Source organism: Fimbriimonadales bacterium (genome assembly GCA_035559795.1).
Lineage (GTDB): Bacteria > Armatimonadota > Fimbriimonadia > Fimbriimonadales > ATM1 > DATMAR01.
In genome coordinates this window covers 602,979-621,572 of sequence record DATMAR010000003.1, presented here as the reverse complement: position 1 = coordinate 621,572, position 18,594 = coordinate 602,979, and the positions used below count along the sequence as shown (strand labels likewise).

The 18,594-nt window shown below is 47.0% G+C and carries 17 protein-coding genes; 8 read left to right on the top strand and 9 right to left on the bottom strand.

Annotated elements, in window-relative coordinates; all coding sequences use genetic code 11:
* The first annotated feature begins 42 nt into the window (after positions 1–42).
* Positions 43–789, top strand: a complete 747-nt coding sequence (locus tag VNK96_03520; GenBank protein ID HWP30784.1) for a sugar phosphate isomerase/epimerase — start codon at positions 43–45, stop codon at positions 787–789.
* A gap of 259 nt (positions 790–1,048) precedes the next feature.
* Here the strand turns inward: VNK96_03520 and VNK96_03515 are convergent, their stop codons facing one another.
* From VNK96_03515 to cdaA, 5 genes are all read right to left on the bottom strand, one after another.
* Positions 1,049–1,387 carry a hypothetical protein gene (locus VNK96_03515; protein ID HWP30783.1) on the bottom strand — a complete coding sequence of 113 codons (339 nt, stop codon included), beginning with the start codon at positions 1,385–1,387 and terminating at the stop codon, positions 1,049–1,051.
* A 76-nt stretch (positions 1,388–1,463) separates the two neighbouring features.
* The gene (locus VNK96_03510; protein HWP30782.1) at positions 1,464–3,776 is read right to left on the bottom strand and encodes an MFS transporter; all 2,313 of its coding nucleotides are present in this window, start codon (positions 3,774–3,776) and stop codon (positions 1,464–1,466) included.
* Between the two features lie 31 nt (positions 3,777–3,807).
* Positions 3,808–4,623 (bottom strand): GNAT family N-acetyltransferase, encoded by an 816-nt coding sequence (locus tag VNK96_03505; protein ID HWP30781.1) that lies wholly within the window; start codon positions 4,621–4,623, stop codon positions 3,808–3,810.
* Positions 4,624–4,625: 2 nt separating this feature from the next.
* Positions 4,626–5,567: a CdaR family protein gene (locus VNK96_03500; protein HWP30780.1), complete on the bottom strand. Its 942-nt coding sequence runs from the start codon at positions 5,565–5,567 to the stop codon at positions 4,626–4,628.
* Entirely contained in the window at positions 5,545–6,378 is an 834-nt protein-coding gene (gene cdaA / locus VNK96_03495; protein ID HWP30779.1) for a diadenylate cyclase CdaA, read from the bottom strand. The genes VNK96_03500 and cdaA overlap by 23 nt, the downstream gene beginning before the upstream one ends.
* 226 nt (positions 6,379–6,604) lie before the next feature.
* Between cdaA and VNK96_03490 the strand changes: the two genes are divergently transcribed.
* The 5 genes from VNK96_03490 (at position 6,605) to VNK96_03470 (ending at position 12,126) form a co-directional block, all read left to right on the top strand.
* Complete coding sequence (locus VNK96_03490) at positions 6,605–7,291, top strand: hypothetical protein (protein ID HWP30778.1); 687 nt, start codon at positions 6,605–6,607, stop codon at positions 7,289–7,291.
* A 50-nt stretch (positions 7,292–7,341) separates the two neighbouring features.
* On the top strand, positions 7,342–8,697 hold the full coding sequence (der, locus tag VNK96_03485) for a ribosome biogenesis GTPase Der (GenBank protein ID HWP30777.1): 1,356 nt from the start codon (positions 7,342–7,344) through the stop codon (positions 8,695–8,697).
* Positions 8,698–8,804: 107 nt separating this feature from the next.
* Complete coding sequence (locus tag VNK96_03480) at positions 8,805–9,977, top strand: DnaJ domain-containing protein (protein HWP30776.1); 1,173 nt, start codon at positions 8,805–8,807, stop codon at positions 9,975–9,977.
* A 69-nt stretch (positions 9,978–10,046) separates the two neighbouring features.
* Positions 10,047–10,733 carry an HD domain-containing protein gene (locus tag VNK96_03475; GenBank protein ID HWP30775.1) on the top strand — a complete coding sequence of 229 codons (687 nt, stop codon included), beginning with the start codon at positions 10,047–10,049 and terminating at the stop codon, positions 10,731–10,733.
* Positions 10,734–10,779: 46 nt separating this feature from the next.
* The gene (locus VNK96_03470) at positions 10,780–12,126 is read left to right on the top strand and encodes a phosphomannomutase CpsG (protein ID HWP30774.1); all 1,347 of its coding nucleotides are present in this window, start codon (positions 10,780–10,782) and stop codon (positions 12,124–12,126) included.
* Here the strand turns inward: VNK96_03470 and VNK96_03465 are convergent.
* The 4 genes from VNK96_03465 to VNK96_03450 form a co-directional block, all read right to left on the bottom strand.
* Positions 12,123–12,356 carry a hypothetical protein gene (locus tag VNK96_03465; GenBank protein HWP30773.1) on the bottom strand — a complete coding sequence of 78 codons (234 nt, stop codon included), beginning with the start codon at positions 12,354–12,356 and terminating at the stop codon, positions 12,123–12,125. The genes VNK96_03470 and VNK96_03465 overlap by 4 nt on opposite strands.
* Positions 12,357–12,365: 9 nt before the next feature.
* The gene (locus VNK96_03460; protein ID HWP30772.1) at positions 12,366–13,244 is read right to left on the bottom strand and encodes a type II secretion system protein; all 879 of its coding nucleotides are present in this window, start codon (positions 13,242–13,244) and stop codon (positions 12,366–12,368) included.
* A gap of 108 nt (positions 13,245–13,352) precedes the next feature.
* The gene (locus VNK96_03455) at positions 13,353–14,126 is read right to left on the bottom strand and encodes a GNAT family N-acetyltransferase (GenBank protein ID HWP30771.1); all 774 of its coding nucleotides are present in this window, start codon (positions 14,124–14,126) and stop codon (positions 13,353–13,355) included.
* Positions 14,123–15,340, bottom strand: coding sequence for an alpha/beta hydrolase family protein (locus VNK96_03450; GenBank protein HWP30770.1), 1,218 nt, complete (start codon positions 15,338–15,340; stop codon positions 14,123–14,125). The genes VNK96_03455 and VNK96_03450 overlap by 4 nt, the downstream gene beginning before the upstream one ends.
* Here VNK96_03450 and VNK96_03445 point away from each other — a divergent pair.
* A complete protein-coding gene (locus tag VNK96_03445) occupies positions 15,312–17,273 on the top strand; it encodes a hypothetical protein (GenBank protein HWP30769.1) in 1,962 nt (653 codons plus the stop codon). The genes VNK96_03450 and VNK96_03445 overlap by 29 nt on opposite strands.
* A 195-nt stretch (positions 17,274–17,468) precedes the next feature.
* The gene (locus tag VNK96_03440) at positions 17,469–18,590 is read left to right on the top strand and encodes a site-2 protease family protein (GenBank protein HWP30768.1); all 1,122 of its coding nucleotides are present in this window, start codon (positions 17,469–17,471) and stop codon (positions 18,588–18,590) included.
* Positions 18,591–18,594 lie beyond the last annotated feature (4 nt).

Here is an 18,594-nt window from a genome sequence, read left to right as displayed (position 1 = left end):
CCTATAACATAACCGCGTGTTAATGCAATAGTTGACATCGCTATGGCATTCAGAATTGCACTCCAACTCTATACGATTCGAGGCGAAACGGGAAAAGATTTCTTCGGAGCCTGTAAACAAGTTCGAGATATCGGCTACGAATACGTCGAAGCGGCAGGTTTCGGAGGGCACTCGCCAACGGCAGTAAAACGCGAATTCGACAATATCGGATTAAAGCTGATTGGTTCTCATGTCTCCATCGAATCCGTCTTGCAAACTCCCGAAATCGTAATCGAACACCATCGTGAAATGGAATGTGACATCGTTACGATTCCAGGCGTGCCGGAATCTATGCGAAAAACGTATGACGACTGGATAAGAACAGCAAATGAAATCGAAAAAAGTGCTCAAATTTTCGCCGACGCAGGTTTGCAACTCGCATATCACAATCACGATGTAGAATTCCGAAACTTCGACGGAAAAACATTATGGGAAATCTTGTTCGCCCATGCACCGAAGTTAGCAGCGCAAATAGATGTTTTCTGGGTGCATAAAGCGAATTACGATTCCGTAGAACTAATTCAAAAAATGAAAGGAAAAGTGCATCAGATTCATGCAAAAGATCTCGCACAGGATGGCAGTGATACGGAAATAGGAACTGGAACATTGCCATGGAACAAAATTCTGAGAGCCTGTAAAGTCGCAGGCACGAAAGACCTTATTGTCGAAATGGACTTTCCTAAACTCGCACCTTTCGTGAGCGCAAAGCTATCTTTAGAAAATCTAAAAAAGTTTATCGCAGAAATCTAAATAAAGTTTTTTCCTTTTTGCAGAAAACCCGAAGAAATCTTAGAAATTTTATCTATGCTCAAAAGCTTATATGCCTCAAAAGCTTATATGCCTCAAAAGCTCCTAACTTATATGCCTCAACAGCTCCTGCTGTTGAGGCTTTTTATTTGAGGCTTATACATTAGTAGTACAAAAACGAAAACGGTGAATGCATGCACATCCACCGTCATCATCTTTAGAACAATTGTACTTGACAACTGCTCTAACGAACTACGAGATTTTAGTTGCCAGAGTCAGTCCCGGTGCTGCCGGTTTCGCCGCCTCCGGTTGTTCCCGTGTCGGTCTTGCCTGATTCAGACGTGCCTGTATCAGTGCTCCCAGAATCCTTCGCTTCGGTATCGGTAGTTCCCGTTGCTCCGGTTTCTGTTGTGCTGGTTTCTGTCTTTCCAGCTTCAGTCCCGGTTTCCGTGGCTCCGGTTTCTTGAGTCCCAGGTTCGGCTGTTTTGATCTTTTCACCAGCCGTAGCACCGCCTTCTCCGGTCTCTTCTTTTGGGCAACCGTAAAGAGCTACGGAAACAGCGAGCAAACCAACCAAAAGTAACAAAAGTTTCTTTTTCATAAACACCTCCTAAAATTAGCATACACTTCGGACGTCCGAAGTATGCGTAGTTAGTTTTACCCAAATTTGCCTGTTATCAGGAGCGTTCGAGCAACGCCGCAGCGAGCAAAAACCCATCCTCAGGGGCGTACTCCGCTAACGCCAGCAACCATTTGTCGGGGTTATTTTGCGCAAGGTGTCTCAATGCCTCCTTCTCCTCCCCCATATGGTAAAGCCCTATCGCTCGACGAAGACCTCGCACCTCTCGATGCCGACTCTGCAAGAGGTTTACCAAAAAATTATCTCTTTGAACTACTCCTCCCATCAGCAACTCGTAAAACCGATGCTCTACACCGAGCAGGCGCGCTGCAGCAAGCAAACACCTCCATCGAACGACAGGCGATTCTAATTGCGACGCAACCTTCAAAATAAGTGGAATATCGTTGGTATCTCCGACATGCGCCAGTGCATATGCCATTTCTCCAGCCGCTTCATCACGATAACTCGCCAAACTCTCTCGCAAAACGTCGGCACAACGCTTCAATCCCAGTTCCGCACATGCTTCCGCGGCTGCAATGCGAACCGACGGATGCTCATCTCGCAACGCGCGCATAATCACTTCTTCGCAATTTCTATCGCCTATCATGCGGAGTGCTTGAATTGCAGCACGTCGAAGTTCCACATCACCCGAAGTTTCCGCCGCTTCCATTAATGGCTCGAGCGCTTCCCTCGAACCCAACCTTCCTAATGCTTTCGCGCTCGCTCTACGCAAAACAGAAGAGGGATTTTTCAGAAGCGAAATCAATGCAGGTATCGCTTCGGTATCTCCTATCGCGCCCAAAGCCTCCACCATTTCCTCCTCTACGAGGTGGGGATGGTGTTGAATAAGGTCTACCAAAGCCGAAACCGATTCGCGCCCCCCCACTTTCCCCATAGCGATTGCCGCTTGTCTTCTTACATTGGGAGACGGGTCATGCAAAAGTTTAATCAGTTCGACTTCTGCTAACTTCATTCCACTTTCGCCAATTTGCCGAATGGCTTCCTCTTTTCTTTCAGGTTCTTTCTCGAGGGATAAGCGGCGCATGGCGAAAACTCCTTTTGGTCGAACTCCTGCGATTTGTCCTAAAAATTCTGGGATCTTGGCAGAACTCGGATCGGTAATCGAGCCTAACAAAAACACAGAACCTGCTCGCAAAACCCCGTTCAATACGAACAGTGCTTGATAACTCCATGCCTCACCGAAAATTCCCGTAGCCCAATGCAACCAAAAACCACTCGCCATCGGAGAAAGACCCGTGATTACTGCATTCGATGCTTGTATCACGCCTAAAGCCGGTTCTCGAATCTCAGGGCGAAGCACAGCGAGCATAAAATTGAATTGCGCAAAAGAAACACCCGTCCAAGCAAGACCGGCGCATATATGGCCGAATGTCAATATCCCGTAGTTCCATAGCCCCCCCTGAGGAATGGCGAACACCCACATAAGCGGACCAATCGAAAGGAGCAGTCCCGAAAGAAATAAAACAGGTTTGTTTCCATACTTATCGCTGAGATATCCCCATAAAGGCGCAGCAAGAATGGAAGTTACCGCATGCACCCCCCCGTAAACCTGCAATTCCAACAATCCGATATCTAAAATCTCTCTCGCATAGTAAAAGAAAAAAGGACCTGCCATGAACTGCGACGTAGTAAACACGATGAGAAATACCAACAAACGCCGAAAAGTGCGGTCCTTAAACGGTCGCCTCAAAGAAGCGAAATCATGCAGGATGGAACCTGCTCTCACTTCTTGGCGTTTCGTATCCGGCATGCGCATATAAAAATAAAAACTGATGAAGCCGAATAAAACTCCGACACCGAAACTCAAACTCAACGCGACGTTTAATAAATCGCGTCCCCGCATCCAATCTACGAACCAACTAAAGGGAAAGCCAATCGCTGCAGCCACCAAAGTCGCTAAAGCAACTCGCCGCGAAAAATACCATGCCCTATGTGAAGAGGGAACAAGTGCGCCAAGCCATGCATTGTATGTAGGTTGAACTAAGTGAATCGAAATGGCTTGAAAAACGATGCAAAGCGTGAGGACTTCGAGCCGCGGAAAGCTTTCAGGAGCCAACGGAAGAAATACGATGGGAATCCACCAAAAACGCCAGAAAAAACCCCCGTAGGCAACGTATTTTTTATAACTCTCGTAACGCTCCGCAAGCACACTCCCCGGAATTTGAAGCAAACCCAAAATAGCAGACACCGCCGTAATCCACGCACGCAGACGGTCATCACGTGTGAGAATGCGGATGAATTCAGCCAGAAAGTTCCCTGCAACGAGCGCTCCGAACGCAGTTGCAAAAGCCATATCGTAATTGGCTGTCCGTAGAGCGCGTAACGCCTGTAACCGGTCTGGTTGTGACACGGTGAATTATTCGTGGGTAATCATACCGACTTTAAAACTGGTCGGAAAGAAACATTTCGGGAACTTCGTTAAACCCTAACCCCATTAATTTCAAATCTACTGAATAATTCCCAATAGGAATTTCGAGCTTCTCTACCATAGTTTTCAGTCCGTACCATTCCCTTCTTTTCTCATCGTTCCACAAACTTATGCGTTTTTTCGAACCGAATGGCTGAAACTTCGGCAAAAGCTCCCTTATTCGCATTCCCTCCATACAAACGTAACCATCTTCTCCCATCTCATAAGGAACTTTCCCGGACCATGACCAAAAATCCCACCTGCGACTATCCCTACGAAGTCGGATAGGAGATTCCGATGCCCACGCATCATAAATCTTTCGCACCGTTTGTATCGGTAAAACTCGATTCCCCTCCACATTTCCCATGCCGATAATTTCCCCAGAAATCACGTCGTCCAAAACGCGAAAACCGTGCTTTTCGTAAAATCGAGGTTCTTGCGCAAAAAGAAGAGCGCGCCCTTCCCCACGAGCGTCGCTCTCTCGCAAGACTGCTCGCATGAGTTCACTCCCGAAACCTTGACCCCGATATTCCTCTCGCACGGCGACACCGGCAATTCCAATCGCACGACCATCACCGAATTGCACCGGAACCGTCGTCAAACAACCGATCATTTTCCCTTCGAAAAATATTGCCCATTTTCTTTCGAGGTCGAAAAATGGCTCTTTCGTAAACACGACTTTCGCGTGATGAAAATCCAAATCGAATACGTCACATAGTAAACGCAAAAATGTATCTACTTCCTCCCTACGAATTGTTCGGACGAGTGTATGTGTATACGATGTCGTCATGATTAAAGCGAAGGGTTGGGTTGTTTTTCGACTTCAACGACAACAGTAACGTATTGAGAACCTTGCACCTTTAATTCTGGAGGAAGGACAAGTTTAACACGAAATTCTTTCGTGCTATCGATTTCATTAATATCTATCGGTTCTGTTTCCACCGTACTCAATTCGGCTAATAGCGCAGCATTTCCAGAAACTCTGACCTGATTCGGTTCGACAGTATAACGCACGACTCGATAACCGATTTTAGGCGAACCTTTCCAAACAGGAGAAACAATCAAAGTCTTCATCGGAACGAGACCCTGTAAAGAACCTCGAAAAGTTACACGGGGGGGGTCTACGGTTAACCGCCCGATGGGACGATTTTCTCTATCCAATACTTCCACAGGTTGCTCGTACGCCCCCCCTGGCTCGAGTTTTGCTAAATCTATCGTAACGCGAGCCTTTACAGCGCTCAATACCAAACTTTCCGGACCGAAAATTCTTATCTTGGGTGGGTCTAAACTGTAACTATCCAGTTGAAAACCTTCCTTCTTTCCAACGAATTGCGCTTCGACGGGTAACGTCTTGTCTATGTTGTGTTCTAAAGTTACTTCCACTTGTTCGGGACGGGGGGTTAATTTCGCTACTCTCCGGATTCGTTCGGCATAATTCAATCGGACAGGATATGTAGCCGTCCCTGCTTCCGCATTTCGCAAATCTACGAATGCCATCACCTCATCCGGGTCTATCTCTATGATTTTGCTCCCGAGAGCATTTACTTCTACACGGATCGTGCTCGGACCATCGATAACGGACAACGTCGGAGGAATATTGATATAGATAAGCCTTGCATCGAAAGACCGTTGCAATTCTGGCTGTTCGATCGTCAAAACCATCGTCCATAAAATCACCGCTATGATGAGCGCTGCGATTTTATACACCCAATTATCGAACAATGAGATTTTCATCGGTCTTCTCTTTTCCTTTCTGTTTCTTCGTTTCTTCTTCTATGAAAAACTGATGTAAATATTCCCTTAGCAGGGATGGAGTCAAATCTTCTTTTATTGTCCCTTCGACAGCGAGAGATATCGAGCCACGTTCTTCGGAAACGACGATCGCAATCGCATCGCTATTTTCTGTAATTCCTAATGCTGCCCGATGACGCAAATGGAGATGAGAGCGCAATCTCGTCTCGCTCAACGGCAACATGCAACCCGCTGCAACCACACGATCCCTGCGAATAATGACAGCTCCGTCGTGCAACGGGTTCGTGCCATAGAATATCGAACAGAGCAAAGGTGCGGAAACTTGAGCATCCAAAGGAATGCCGTTTTTTTCCACCTCGGGAAGAAGGTCGTTTCGTTCCACGACGATGAGAGCACCCGTACGATTTTGGCTGAGTTGAGTAACCGCTGAAACGATTTCCTCGATGATCGGAATACTCATACGATAAGTCCCTGGGCGACGAACTGCCCAAAACCCCAACCGCCCGAACCCTTCGATTGCGCTCCTAAGTTCCGGCAGAAAGAGAATGACCAATGCGACAGGCCCGAGCGCCAAACCTTTGTCCAAAATGAAATGGAGTGTTCGCAATCCGAACCGGTCGCTCAACCACCAAACGACCATATAAATGCCGATTCCGCCCAAAACTCGCCATGCACGCGACGACCGAACTAATAGCAACAGCCGGTAGGTTAGATAGGCGACGAGAAGCACATCGAGCAGTTGAATAACCGCTACACCAGTGTCTTCCCACCATCGCTGCCAGATTCGTTCCACCGATTGCCGCCTAATCCAAGAACATGATTAAGTGTACTCAGTAATCGTTTAGTAAGAAGGTTGATTGCTCGAAAGATAACACACTTTTTTACGTAAAAAGTTTCAGCATTATCTCCGCGAATAGTTGAAAAGAACAGTTAGAGTCTTCAAAAAGGAGAGCCTTTGTTTTCGCTATCGCCGCATAGGGTACAAAAGAAGGAGCAAAGCCTCGGAAACCGACACTTCTATGTCACTTTTATCTTCTTTTACACACCTTGCACTGATAAGTCCGTATGCTTTGATTTGGCTCGTAGTCTTACTTTTCATCGTCTTCGCCTTGGGCATAGGCCTTTTTTATAAACTTCAAGTTCGTCCTTTCCAGGTATTTCAAATCGGGGATAGCCGTGTCGAAATCTACTGCATCCCTCTCTGGAGCCTCAGAAAAATAAAAGGCGACGCCTTCATCACCTTTTGTAACGAGACAGGATATCTCGGGGAGGGGATGGCGAAAACGATTCGAGACAAAGCTGACTATCGCCTCGACGATACTATTGAAAGGGGCGCCCCATACCCTCCGACTACAGCTCGCGCATTTCCTGTGCGTCGCCTGCCATGCCGTTACCTGATCATCACGAACATCTACAACGAAAAAGGAATAGTAACCAAAAACTCATTCCGAACCGCTTTTACGAACGCAATAAAAGAAGGGGAGAAATTAAATGTCGCAACATACATAGTCCCCGACCCGACCGATGACTGGAATTATTTCGAACATCGAGCCAATCCAGATTTAGCGGCTCGATTTATTTACGACTCGATTCTCACGAATCAAAAAAGCATCCGCTGTATAAAAATTCTCACCACGCGTAAAGATTATTCGGAAGCCTACTACGATCAGGCTCGCCGAATGCAACAAGAAAAATTAGCGGCATAAAATTTCTAACTTTCCTTTAGAGGATTACCTTCGACTCAAACTAAGAACAAATGGAAAAGAAAAAACTGCCGTGCGTCGTTATCGTAGGGCGACCGAATGTTGGGAAGTCGTCTCTTTTCAACCGCATCGTGGGTGGTCGAGTAGCGGTCGTCGAAGCGCAACCGGGAGTTACGCGAGACAGACTCTATCATGTCGCCGAATGGGACGATAAAAAATTCGAAGTCGTGGATACGGGGGGGATACTCTTTTCACGAGACGACCCGCTCATCGAACAAATTCGCACCCAGGCGAACATCGCGTTGACCGATGCCGATGTCGTTATCTTTGTCGTGGATGTAACCGATGGAGTTACCCCGGCAGACCAAGAACTTGCAGACGAATTGCGCAAAATCGGTAAACCGATTTTAATTGCGGTGAATAAAGTCGATAACCCCGAGCGCGAGTCTCTCGTAAGCGATTTTTATGCTTTAGGGCTCGGTGAAATTTTTCCAATCAGTGCATTGCACAATCGCGGAATCAGCGAACTAATGGAGAAAACCATACAACTTCTTCCCGAAACTACCCCCACCGATGAGGAAGAAGAACCCATAAAAATTGCCATCTTAGGGCGCCCGAACGTCGGTAAGTCTTCTCTGTTGAATGCATTGGTCGGAGAACAGCGCGCTATAGTGAGCGAAATCCCGGGAACTACTCGCGATGCCATCGACACAGAAATTTCGTTTCGCGGACAAAAAATCCTTCTCATCGATACCGCCGGTCTTCGACGCCCAGGAAAGGTTCAAGGCTCTTTGGAATACTATCTGACGTTGCGTGCAGAACGCGCCTTGCATCGCGCTCATATCGGAATCATCGTCGTAGATGGTTCATTGGATTTCGTAGATATGGACAAACGCACTGCAAAAATGGTGCATTCCGCGGGTAAAGCGTGCATCATCGCCGTGAATAAATGGGACCTCGTCGAACCACCCGATGGGAATCCGCATAAAAAAAGTGCGGAAAAGAAGAACTTTACTAAAAAAATACATATCGAAATTCCGGAACTCTCCTACGCACCTGTGTGTTTCGTAAGCGCAATTGCCAAAACCGGATTGGAAGCATTACTGGAAACTTGTCTGGAGGTCATAGAAAATTATCATTTCCGAATTCAAACAGGGACTCTCAATCGCATTCTTCGAGAAGCGACCTACGAAAAACCCTACACGAGAAAAGGCAAACCACTGCGCATATATTATGGTACCCAAGTCGGTACTGCCCCCCCTACGTTCGTGTTGTTTTGTAACGACACGAGCCTCGTCCATTTCAGTTATGTGAGATACTTAGAAAACAAAATCCGAGAAGAATTTCCCCTCGAAGGGACTCCTATTCGTTTACTTTTCCGCCAAAGTCACGAGCCTAAAAACGCGTAGGAAGCAATAAGCCCCCCCACACACTGGGTAGGGGATTTATCTTCCGTAATTCGCGTTTGCTTTTTGGAACTTTTCTTCATCCAAATTTGTGTCAAAATATATATCCCGTGGCGTCGAATCGTTTTGTGAATCCTGACCACTACCGCATCTTAGGCGTAGAAAAAGCCGCGAGTCTTACAGACATCAAGCGCGCTTACCGTCGTCTCGCCCGGAAACTCCATCCCGACGTAAATCGCGACCCCGATGCTCTCAGAAAAATGCAAGAAGTCATCGAAGCCTACCGCGTACTCTCCGATGCCGCGAAAAGGTCGAAATACGATGCGGAAAAAGAAGCGGGATTCCCGAATTCACCTCCTCCACCGACTGCAGCAGGAGAAGTGAGAGTCAGCCATCTGCTCTCTATCGTGGATTTGCCCTCGCCCGTCTATTGCCTCGCATTCACAGGCAGAGAGGAACTCGCCGCCGTATGTTTCGATAATGCTCTTCATTTTCTGCAACCTTTCACCGGTCAAACCTTAGGAAAACTCGACTTGAATGGCGGCGGAGTCTCGAGCATCAAATCGGTTGGAAAACGCAAGATCATCGCAGCAGGAACAGGCGATAGACTTTTTTCGACATGGGCAATTTCGAATCACCGTCTCGAGCACTCCAAAACGAAAAGGGTCGAATGGGCTTCACAAGTTGCCATTAGCCCGAAAGGTGATGTCGCTATCGGCTGTGTTGACAGAACACTTCAAGTCTTCAACGCCTCGAGTGGCAAATCACGATTCGTAATGACTTCTCCGGATGGTCCCGTAACCACTCTCTCATACAGCAACAATGGAGGATTGCTGGCTGTCGGTGGGAGTGATAAAGTTACCGTTTACGAAGCCGCTCACGGAATTGAAATGGCTTCTTTCGATGGTTTCGGCTTCGCCCCTGTACATTCCGCTTTCTCACCAGACGACAGCCTCCTCGCCATTGCGCTCGCGGATCACAGCATCCGAATCGTTGAAATGCGTACAGGAAAGACCAGAAAACCACTATGGGGTCATGAAACACCCATCGAGGCTATCGCCTTCCATCCCTCCAATTGGATGCTCGCAAGCGGATGCCGCAAAGGGGAAACTCGTTTATGGAACGCCTTAGGAGCGACTCAAATCGCACATCTCGGAGGTCACACAGGTCCGATAAAGGCACTCGCCTTCTCGGAAGATGGGCGCTTGTTCGCTGTCGGAGGACTCGATAGAGTCGTCTCGATTTGGTCTATTGAAATCGCGGAGCATGTCGCGGAAGCATAAGACAGAATCTCCGAACGCGATTCATAGAAACGTCACTAACATCCATAATCAATATAAGCGGAACTCTCAATGAGCGAAATCATAGAACTCAAAAAAGTCGTAACCCTAAAAGAAGTCAAAGCCGACTCACGGGTTAAAAGTTACATACAAGGTGCGAACGACCTGCTGAATGCTATGGGATATACGGAGCATGGTCATCGGCATTCGAACATCGTAAGCAGCATCACTCGATACATCTTGAATTCTCTCGAGGCTCCCGAACGCGAAGCCGAATTGGGTGCTATCGCTGCATATCTCCACGACATCGGAAACGTAGTGAATCGTTTGAACCACCCTATGATTGGAGCCGTAATTGCTTCGAACATTCTCTATGACATGGGAATGGCGCCGGACGAAATCGCGCAAATAGCAGGAGCCATCGGCAATCACGAGGAACACGAAGGAACAGCAGTAAGCAGAATGTCTGCCGCGTTGATTATCGCAGACAAATCCGATGTTCATCACAGTCGTGTTCAGAATCCAATCATGGAAACTTTCGATATTCACGACCGAGTGAATTACGCCGTGCAAAAAAGCAGAGTGGAAGTAGAACCTCGTTCGCGCATCATCGAATTGGTGTTGGAAATTGACACCGATTTTGCGACAGTGATGGAATATTTCGAAATATTTCTTTCGCGTATGGTGATGTGTCGAAGAAGCGCGGATGTGCTGGGATGTCGTTTTAAATTAACGATAAACGGTGTGGCTCTCCAATAAACCGAAAAGTTTAGAAAAAACGATTTAAGGTATGAAGAGTGAATTCATGGAGCGTTTGTCCTGCTTCAAAGCATACGATATAAGAGGCATTTTTCCCGATGAGTTGAATGCCGATATTGCATATCGCATCGGGAGGGCAATAGCTGATGAAACCGGCGCAAAAACTGCAGTCATCGGATACGACGTCAGGTTGAGCAGTCCCGAACTCGCTAACGCGCTCACCTCTGGGTTTTGCGACGCGGGTGTGGACGTAACGAACATCGGCTTGTGCGGAACAGAAATGGTGTATTTCGCAACCGCCTATTACGGATTCGGCGCAGGAGTCATGATTACCGCAAGCCATAACCCCCCCGAATACAATGGTATGAAACTCGTTCGCGAAGAAAGCCGACCGATCAGCGGAGATACCGGGCTTCTCGAAATCGAAAGAAGAACTCGAGAAGGAAAATTCGAACGCACCGGAAAAGGAAAAGTCGAAAATAAAAACGTCTCGCGAGACTTCATTCAACATCTTTTGCGAATCGTTCCACCGGAAACTTTGAAACCCTTGAAAGTACTCGCGAATGCAGGAAACGGGTGCGCTGGTCTTATCGTGAGAGAACTCGCTCCTCATATCCCTCTAAAAATCGAAGAAATGTTCTTCGAACCGGACGGCACATTTCCCAACGGAGTCCCCAACCCTATTTTAGAAGAGAACAGAGCCAGCACCATAGCGCGGATGAAAGCGGGAAATTTCGATTTTGGAGTGGCATGGGATGGAGATTACGATCGGTGCTTCTTCTACGACGAGGATGGAACATTCATCGAGGGCTATTACATCGTAGGCTTATTAGCGCAAGACATCTTGAGGCATCGTCCCGGCGCTACCATCATTTACGACCCACGACTCACGTGGAACACCTTGGAAATCGTTGAAAAAATGGGCGGAAGAGCCGTACTTAGCAAAACGGGACATGCTTTTATCAAGGAACGTATGCGAAAAGAGAATGCAGAATACGGGGGGGAAATGAGTGCGCACCATTATTTTAAAGCCCATTGGTATTGCGACAGTGGAATGATCCCTTTTTTGATGATCGCCCGATTGGTCAGCCAATCCGGAAATTCCCTCAAAGAGATGGTTTCCGAAATGATGAAAAAATATCCGGTCAGCGGAGAAATCAATCGAAAAATAGCAAACCCACAAGAGGCTTTAGAACGAGTACTCAAAGCCTTTCCCGGAGGAAAAGTAGATCGAACGGACGGCATCTCTATAGAATTCGCAACATGGCGCTTCAACCTGCGAGCGAGCAACACGGAACCGGTGGTGCGTCTCAACGTAGAAAGTCGAGGTGATCCGGATTTAGTAAAACAAAAAGTCAAAGAAATATTGGAGATTCTGGAAAGCACGTCTTAACGCGATTGGCGTTTATGAGGAGTCACGGTATCGAGAACGTCGGGACCTTCGGGAGATTCTTCTACCGAGATGGCTGTGGTGATTTGTGTTCTTTCCGATGCCTTCGTCGGTAAATTCGTATTCGTAGTCCACCATGCAATACCATACGCAAGCCCTATGGACATAACGATACAAACGCTATACCATAACCAATATGTCCAGTGCCTGTTCGCGAAAAAAGATTTTGCCATTACTGCAACCTACTCTGTAATATCCCAAGGATACAATTCACTATCATCGATGAGCCCTTCCCAATAAGGTTTGAAGTCGCAACCTTGAGTGAGAGCGCTCACCGTAACGTTTTTTACGCGTGTATCTGCATACATCACGTTGAATCTCCCACGATGCCAAGGCCAAGCCCCCCCGTATGTTTGCCACATCTTCGATTCCTCCGGAGCCCATCCCTCTGGCTTAAAGCCGAAATACATGATTGTTCCGTTCGGGAAATTGAAAGTATCTTTAACTTCCCCCCCAGACATAGCATAACGACAAGGAGGCTCTACTGCCCAGCTCCCCCCACCGTAAGGAACACCGTTATTCGTTCTATCCCAAAGCGAATCTATAAACACGATTGTCAACGATTTATTGGCAATTTCATTCAAACGAATGGGAAACGCTTCCCAAACACCGCTGTTCAAAAAAACCAAAGGACTTAAATAGAGATAGTTGTAACCCAAATTCGAACGAAGAGACTGCTCGTAATACAAAATCCATGGGTCAGCAACAGTACCGTCCTTCTCGATCGTCATTTGCGATTCCGAGCCAGTTCGCCCGATGTCCGAGGGACAAATAAACAACGAAAGTGACCCCGTATAAGGAAGAAGAGTCTGAACCCATGTGCGGTCTGCTATGGGGTTGTCCATCCTCACCGGTTGGTAATTCACGGGAGGCACACGGTCATCGTAATCGCCCAAATAGAGCGTGAGTGCGTAGCCGATTTGACGAAAATGCGCCCCACACTCGGTACGTTTGGCTGAATCGATGGCGGAACGAAATATTGGGAACATCAAGGCAGCGAGCGTTCCCAATATTGCTACGGAGACTAAAAGTTCCGTTAGCGTAAAGCCCCGCCGAGTCATTTGTTCACCCGCCTGTTACTAAGCATTATAACCCTTTTTCGACAAAAGTTCGGATATTTCCTTACCAGGTTTAGTTTTTTCTGAATTTTCTTCCCATTCCATTTTGACTTACCTTTCCTTAATCGCCGCCGAAGAATAAGCCTTTATCTCACCAAGAGTCGTGAAACCCAACGAAAAATACCAGTTTTCTAAGTCTTTCTCGCATTGGAGAACTACTTTCAAACCCCTTGAAGCACCCAACCAAGACAACTGTCGCACCAATTCGCTACCCAAGCCTTTCCCTCTCATGTCATTACGCACGCAAATATTATACAGCCCGGCTGTATCTCCCGCAACTACAATGCTCGCCACCGCGACAATTCCCTTCTCATCACGGACTACATACATCTCATGACCATGGGCTTTCGCTTTCGACATCACCTGAAAAAGCATTGTTTTAATCGAGCGCGGGCTTTTCCAAAAAAAATGTTCCACGATGAATCGAAGTATTTCTTCCCGTTCCTCTCGCATCGCAAGTCTTGCTAACGAATCAGCAAAAAGGGGGGGTCGCTCGAGCGCCATCCCTACGATACGAAAGGATGGAACGAGTCCCCACGATTCGAATTCCTTTCCGATTTCCGCAGGGTTATCTCTTGGCATAACATAAATTCTAAAGGAAGGATTTTTTGTCGCCATTCGTACCAACGTCTTTATCTCCTGCTGATTTAAATCGAGCCTCACCGCAAAATTCGCAATCGGATGTTCGAATGGACTTCTGCTCATCCAATAACCGTCTCTTTTCGTGATACGAACTCTTGGTGCGCCACGAGCCAAACCAATCATCGTTTCGGCAAAGTTGTTTCTCAATGCTTCTAATTTTTCTATTGTAAGAGTCGGTGTCAAAGCACAACACTCCAACCGATTCCGAATGTCAATCTCTCCTTCGTAAGAGCAAAACCTACACTAAACCCACTTTCCAACTCCAAATTCGCCCACAATAAAGGACCTTCTGGCGTTATCCAACCATTGACGACAATATTTCGCAATCTCTTCGGTCTCCAAACATCCATTCCCGCTGCAATCGTCAATTCGTAATCCGGAACCAGCACAACTCCCAGTCGCAATGTAGGCGCCGAAATCGTCGAGGGGATTTCAAAAGTTTTTGCAAAGAATTTCGATTCGAAAAAACCAGTAGCAGTTCTGAAAAGTTTCCTCTCGACCAAAGCACCTCCGAAATGTCCCGTCGTTAGCCACACCACTTGCGCATTACCGTACGCATTCACGAGTTTTTGCGTACTCTCCGGAGGAATCACCTCGTCGTATTTTGCACCGATGATGAGCACGTTATCCCCTCGATGAGGGTCGATATATTCGAGAGGTTCTACGGGACGCAACTCTTCTTTTAGTTGCTCTTCCGTATAACCCTTTTTCCGAAAATCTGTCCTTATATCTACGGTAAAACTGCTGTTCCAAATAATGTGTGCGATATCCCCCCCGCCTAATACAATTGCAGCGCATCGAAAACGAGGCTCCACGTTGTACACGAGCGAAGCAACTATGCCACCTAAACTCACGCCCGAAATTCCCAAACGTTGCATATCGAATTCCGATTTCGTAGATAAATAATCCACTAAACGCTTTACGTCTAAAACCGCCTGCGTAAGCCCCTCTCGAAGATGCTTCGTATCCGGACGAATTGCCAAAGTACCGCTTGCAACATTGGAAGGCGAACGTCGCATATGATAAGGAAGCGTCATCATCACGGCTGCGATTCCACGAAAATTCAACTCCTTCGCAAAACGCTCTTCTACGACGAAATCACTCGCACCCCAATAATGAAGAAGCACTACAACCGGCATTGGCCTCGGTGCATCTCTCGGTATCCATATTTCCGCTTCTACAGTGTTGTTTTCCTTCACATTCGATTGAATCGGGCTTGCAAAACGAACAAGCGTAACCGTTCTCTCAGGAGGACTCGGACGAACGAACTCACGAAAATCATTCCATGGCTCCGGACTGCTTGTAACCGAGGGAAGATCCGCTGACGGCTTCGGAAGTTCTTGCGCACACGAGGGGTAAAACGCACTCATGGCGAGCAAAACGGCAACGATTACCATCTTGCTTTTATTTTTGTGTCCTACTTTATATGCAGACATTTTCGATGACGTATTGAACTTCGCAGGCTTATCTCGCGATCACGCGAAATTCGACCCGCAATTTCTCCGCTTTTATTCTTTCGAACAGTTTACACTTCCCTCCTTCCGCATCTTCGAATCAGACCCTTTTCGAACACCGTTTTATCTCGGCCTTCTGAAAAACTCTTTGAAAAGCGCATACCCTAAGCCGAGTCAACTCCTAATGACAACCCGCTCATGGACAGGAGAAGCTACACGAAGAACGCTCTTAGGAGACCCCACTGCACAGTGGCAACAGCAAGCCAAAAATCAAGACACCCTCGCTCAAATCTTCAAAGAATGGAAAATCGAAATAAATCGACTAAAAACAGTTCCTAAAGAAGTCCAACAAGCAGCAGCCTTAATTCTCAAAGCGACCCAAGAATTGAAACCGTTTCGAGAACTCGCATTCAACCAAATTCCAAATTTAGAAAAAGCCTATGAAAATGTATCGCATCCTAGCGAAGGAATCTATGAATTTAATCGTGAATTGCAGTACTTACAAAACACCGATTTAAAATATCTTTACTCAGGAGCGCACGACCTCCTTCTGGCAACCGAAATTGCCGCCGACTGGATTGCTAACGTCCCACCGGATAAAAAATATTCCGTCGAGTTCTCGACTCCCTTAGGAAAAATTATCTTACGAGGCGGAGACGACAACATCACTCCGGCTGGAAAATATTTTTTGATTATAGATACCGGTGGTTCCGATACGTACTTCGGAGGCGCAAGCAACGCTTCTTCGAATAATTGGGTTTCCGTGTTGATAGATAATCAGGGCAATGATAAATATTTCTCCTCGGAAGATTGCGCTAAAGCACCTGTCGCGGAAATAGAAAAACGCAAAAGTGAAACCAGAATTCCCGCCTTTGGGGGGGCACTCTTCGGAATCGCAATACTCGTTGATGCAAAAGGCAGCGATGTTTATAGAAGTTATCGCCCGAGCCAAGGAAGCGGCGAATACGGCGTCGGTGTCCTGCTCGATAAGGAAGGTGACGATATCTACGACGCTTATGTCAATTCCCAAGGCTATGGACATTGCGGCATCGGAATTTTATGCGATACGTCGGGAAACGATAAATATAACGGATTTTTTCAAACGCAAGGATGTGGAATCGTGCGTGGTGTCGGTTTCTTGCTCGATGGTAATGGCGATGACGATTACCGCGCAAACGATGAACAACTCGATTTCCCTTCTGCGCAAACACAAGAACACAACGTCAACATGTCGCAAGGCACGGGATTCGGCGTTCGTGCGGATTATTCCCATGGCCATAGTCTCGGAGGCGGTTTAGGAGTTCTATTCGACCTTTCCGGAAACGATAAATATTCTTGCGGTGTTTTTGCTCAAGGTGTCGGATACTGGCAAGGGATCGGAATTTTATTCGATGAAAATGGCAACGATGTCTATCGAGGAGTTTGGTATGTGCAAGGTGCGTGCGCACATTTTGCTTTCGGAGCGCTGGAAGACAGCAACGGTAACGATGCATACACTGCCACCATGAATATGGCTCAAGGCGCTGGACACGATTTCAGCATAGGTTTTTTAATAGACAGAAATGGTGACGATACACACATCGCTCCCAATCTTTCTTTAGGCGCAGGAAACGCAAACGGTATCGGCGTCTTTCTCGATTACGAAGGAAACGATTCTTACATTTCTCGAGGAACGACGCTGGGTAAAGCCAATCCAGGAGACGTCGGAACCCTTAGAGAGTTCGCACTTTGCTTGGGATTGTTCGTAGACTTGGCAGGAAACGACAAATATCCGGATTCTCTATCCTGGTGCGGAAATTCGAAAAAAAGTATTCAATGGGCAAAGCAAAATGAAAAACCTGCTCAAAGTCAACTCGGCGTTTTTTGGGATGAATAATGTTTTGGGAATGAATATGTTTTAGTTCATGCACGAAAAAAATGACTCCAGCGTAAACAATAAATGTAGGAGCGTCGTAAGACGCGATTTATAGTAGTAGTAACGCCGTAAGGCGCGATTTACATGCCACCACTTATCGGTTCGACTGGATAGGTCAATTTCGATACGGGTACTCTTTAAATAAGGAATAAGAACGTGCAAAGACGACAGGAAGGTTTTTCTATCTGGGCGATTCGAATCGCCACAGTCTCCGGAATCCCCATCCGGCTTCATTTCACCTTCATTCTCTTTATGTTTTGGTTAGCCTTCGTATCGAGAGAAGCCCCGCATTCCGCTCATATCATGGCGCTCATCCCCGCTATCTTCTTTTGTGTCGTTTTGCACGAATTAGGGCACGCACTCACTGGGCAACGCTTCGGTATTCGAACTAAAGACATCACCCTCTACCCCATCGGTGGCATCGCCACACTCGCAGGACGTCCAAAACCAACTCAAGAATTCTGGATTGCGATTGCAGGACCCTTCGTCAATCTCATAATTTCTTTTTTAATTGGCATCGGGCTTTTACTTTTCGAAAAAAGATTGCCGGATTTTTCCGTCGCCATTTCACTCGAACGATTTTCGTTCTGGGATGCGCTCTTTAGCGCAAATATCGTTTTGATGCTTTTTAACATGATTCCTGCATTCCCCATGGATGGGGGGCGTGTACTGCGTGCTCTTCTCGCACTAAAAATGCCGGAAACCACAGCCACTCAGATCGCAGGATGGATTGGTCAATTTTTAGCAATCGCCTTCGGTATTTTTGCCCTTTTCATCGGACATGTGTTGTGGATGTTGATTGCCTTCTTTATCTTTTTAGGCGCAGGACAAGAAATGGTCGTCACCGTCGGATATTCACTCGTCAAAGAAAAACGAGTTGCCGATGCAATGATGACGGATTTCCGAACGATTTCTCACACAGATTCTCTGCGTAAAGCAGCGCAAATGCTCCTTGCAGGTTCTCAGCAAGTCTTCCCCGTCGTTTTCGGTGACGAAATTTTAGGAATCCTAACGCGAGAAGATATCGGTCGAGGTATGCAAACAGGAGGCGACGACGCTTACGTTTCCGGATTTATGCAAAGAGAATTCAAACGGATGAGCCCCACAGACCCTCTCGAAGCCGCATTGAATCATTTTATGGAAGGAAACCGTGCGCCGATTATGATTTTCGATGGAGACCGCCTCGTCGGCATTTTGACCATCGAAAACCTCAGTGAATTCATGATGCTCGAACACGCGCGCAGCGGAAATACTTCCATCGAAACACGAACTGGGTAACTTC

What these genes read in the sequence shown, in the direction of transcription:
- VNK96_03445 (HWP30769.1), top strand. Translation starts at nt 15,312, where the DNA reads ATGGCGAGCAAAACGGCAACGATTACCATCTTGCTTTTATTTTTGTGT.
- VNK96_03500 (HWP30780.1), bottom strand. Translation starts at nt 5,567, where the DNA reads ATGAAAATCTCATTGTTCGATAATTGGGTGTATAAAATCGCAGCGCTC.
- VNK96_03460 (HWP30772.1), bottom strand. Translation starts at nt 13,244, where the DNA reads ATGACTCGGCGGGGCTTTACGCTAACGGAACTTTTAGTCTCCGTAGCA.
- VNK96_03515 (HWP30783.1), bottom strand. Translation starts at nt 1,387, where the DNA reads ATGAAAAAGAAACTTTTGTTACTTTTGGTTGGTTTGCTCGCTGTTTCC.
- VNK96_03465 (HWP30773.1), bottom strand. Translation starts at nt 12,356, where the DNA reads ATGGCAAAATCTTTTTTCGCGAACAGGCACTGGACATATTGGTTATGG.
- VNK96_03450 (HWP30770.1), bottom strand. Translation starts at nt 15,340, where the DNA reads ATGGTAATCGTTGCCGTTTTGCTCGCCATGAGTGCGTTTTACCCCTCG.
- VNK96_03470 (HWP30774.1), top strand. Translation starts at nt 10,780, where the DNA reads ATGGAGCGTTTGTCCTGCTTCAAAGCATACGATATAAGAGGCATTTTT.
- VNK96_03475 (HWP30775.1), top strand. Translation starts at nt 10,047, where the DNA reads ATGAGCGAAATCATAGAACTCAAAAAAGTCGTAACCCTAAAAGAAGTC.
- VNK96_03505 (HWP30781.1), bottom strand. Translation starts at nt 4,623, where the DNA reads ATGACGACATCGTATACACATACACTCGTCCGAACAATTCGTAGGGAG.
- der (HWP30777.1), top strand. Translation starts at nt 7,342, where the DNA reads ATGGAAAAGAAAAAACTGCCGTGCGTCGTTATCGTAGGGCGACCGAAT.
- VNK96_03520 (HWP30784.1), top strand. Translation starts at nt 43, where the DNA reads ATGGCATTCAGAATTGCACTCCAACTCTATACGATTCGAGGCGAAACG.
- VNK96_03490 (HWP30778.1), top strand. Translation starts at nt 6,605, where the DNA reads ATGTCACTTTTATCTTCTTTTACACACCTTGCACTGATAAGTCCGTAT.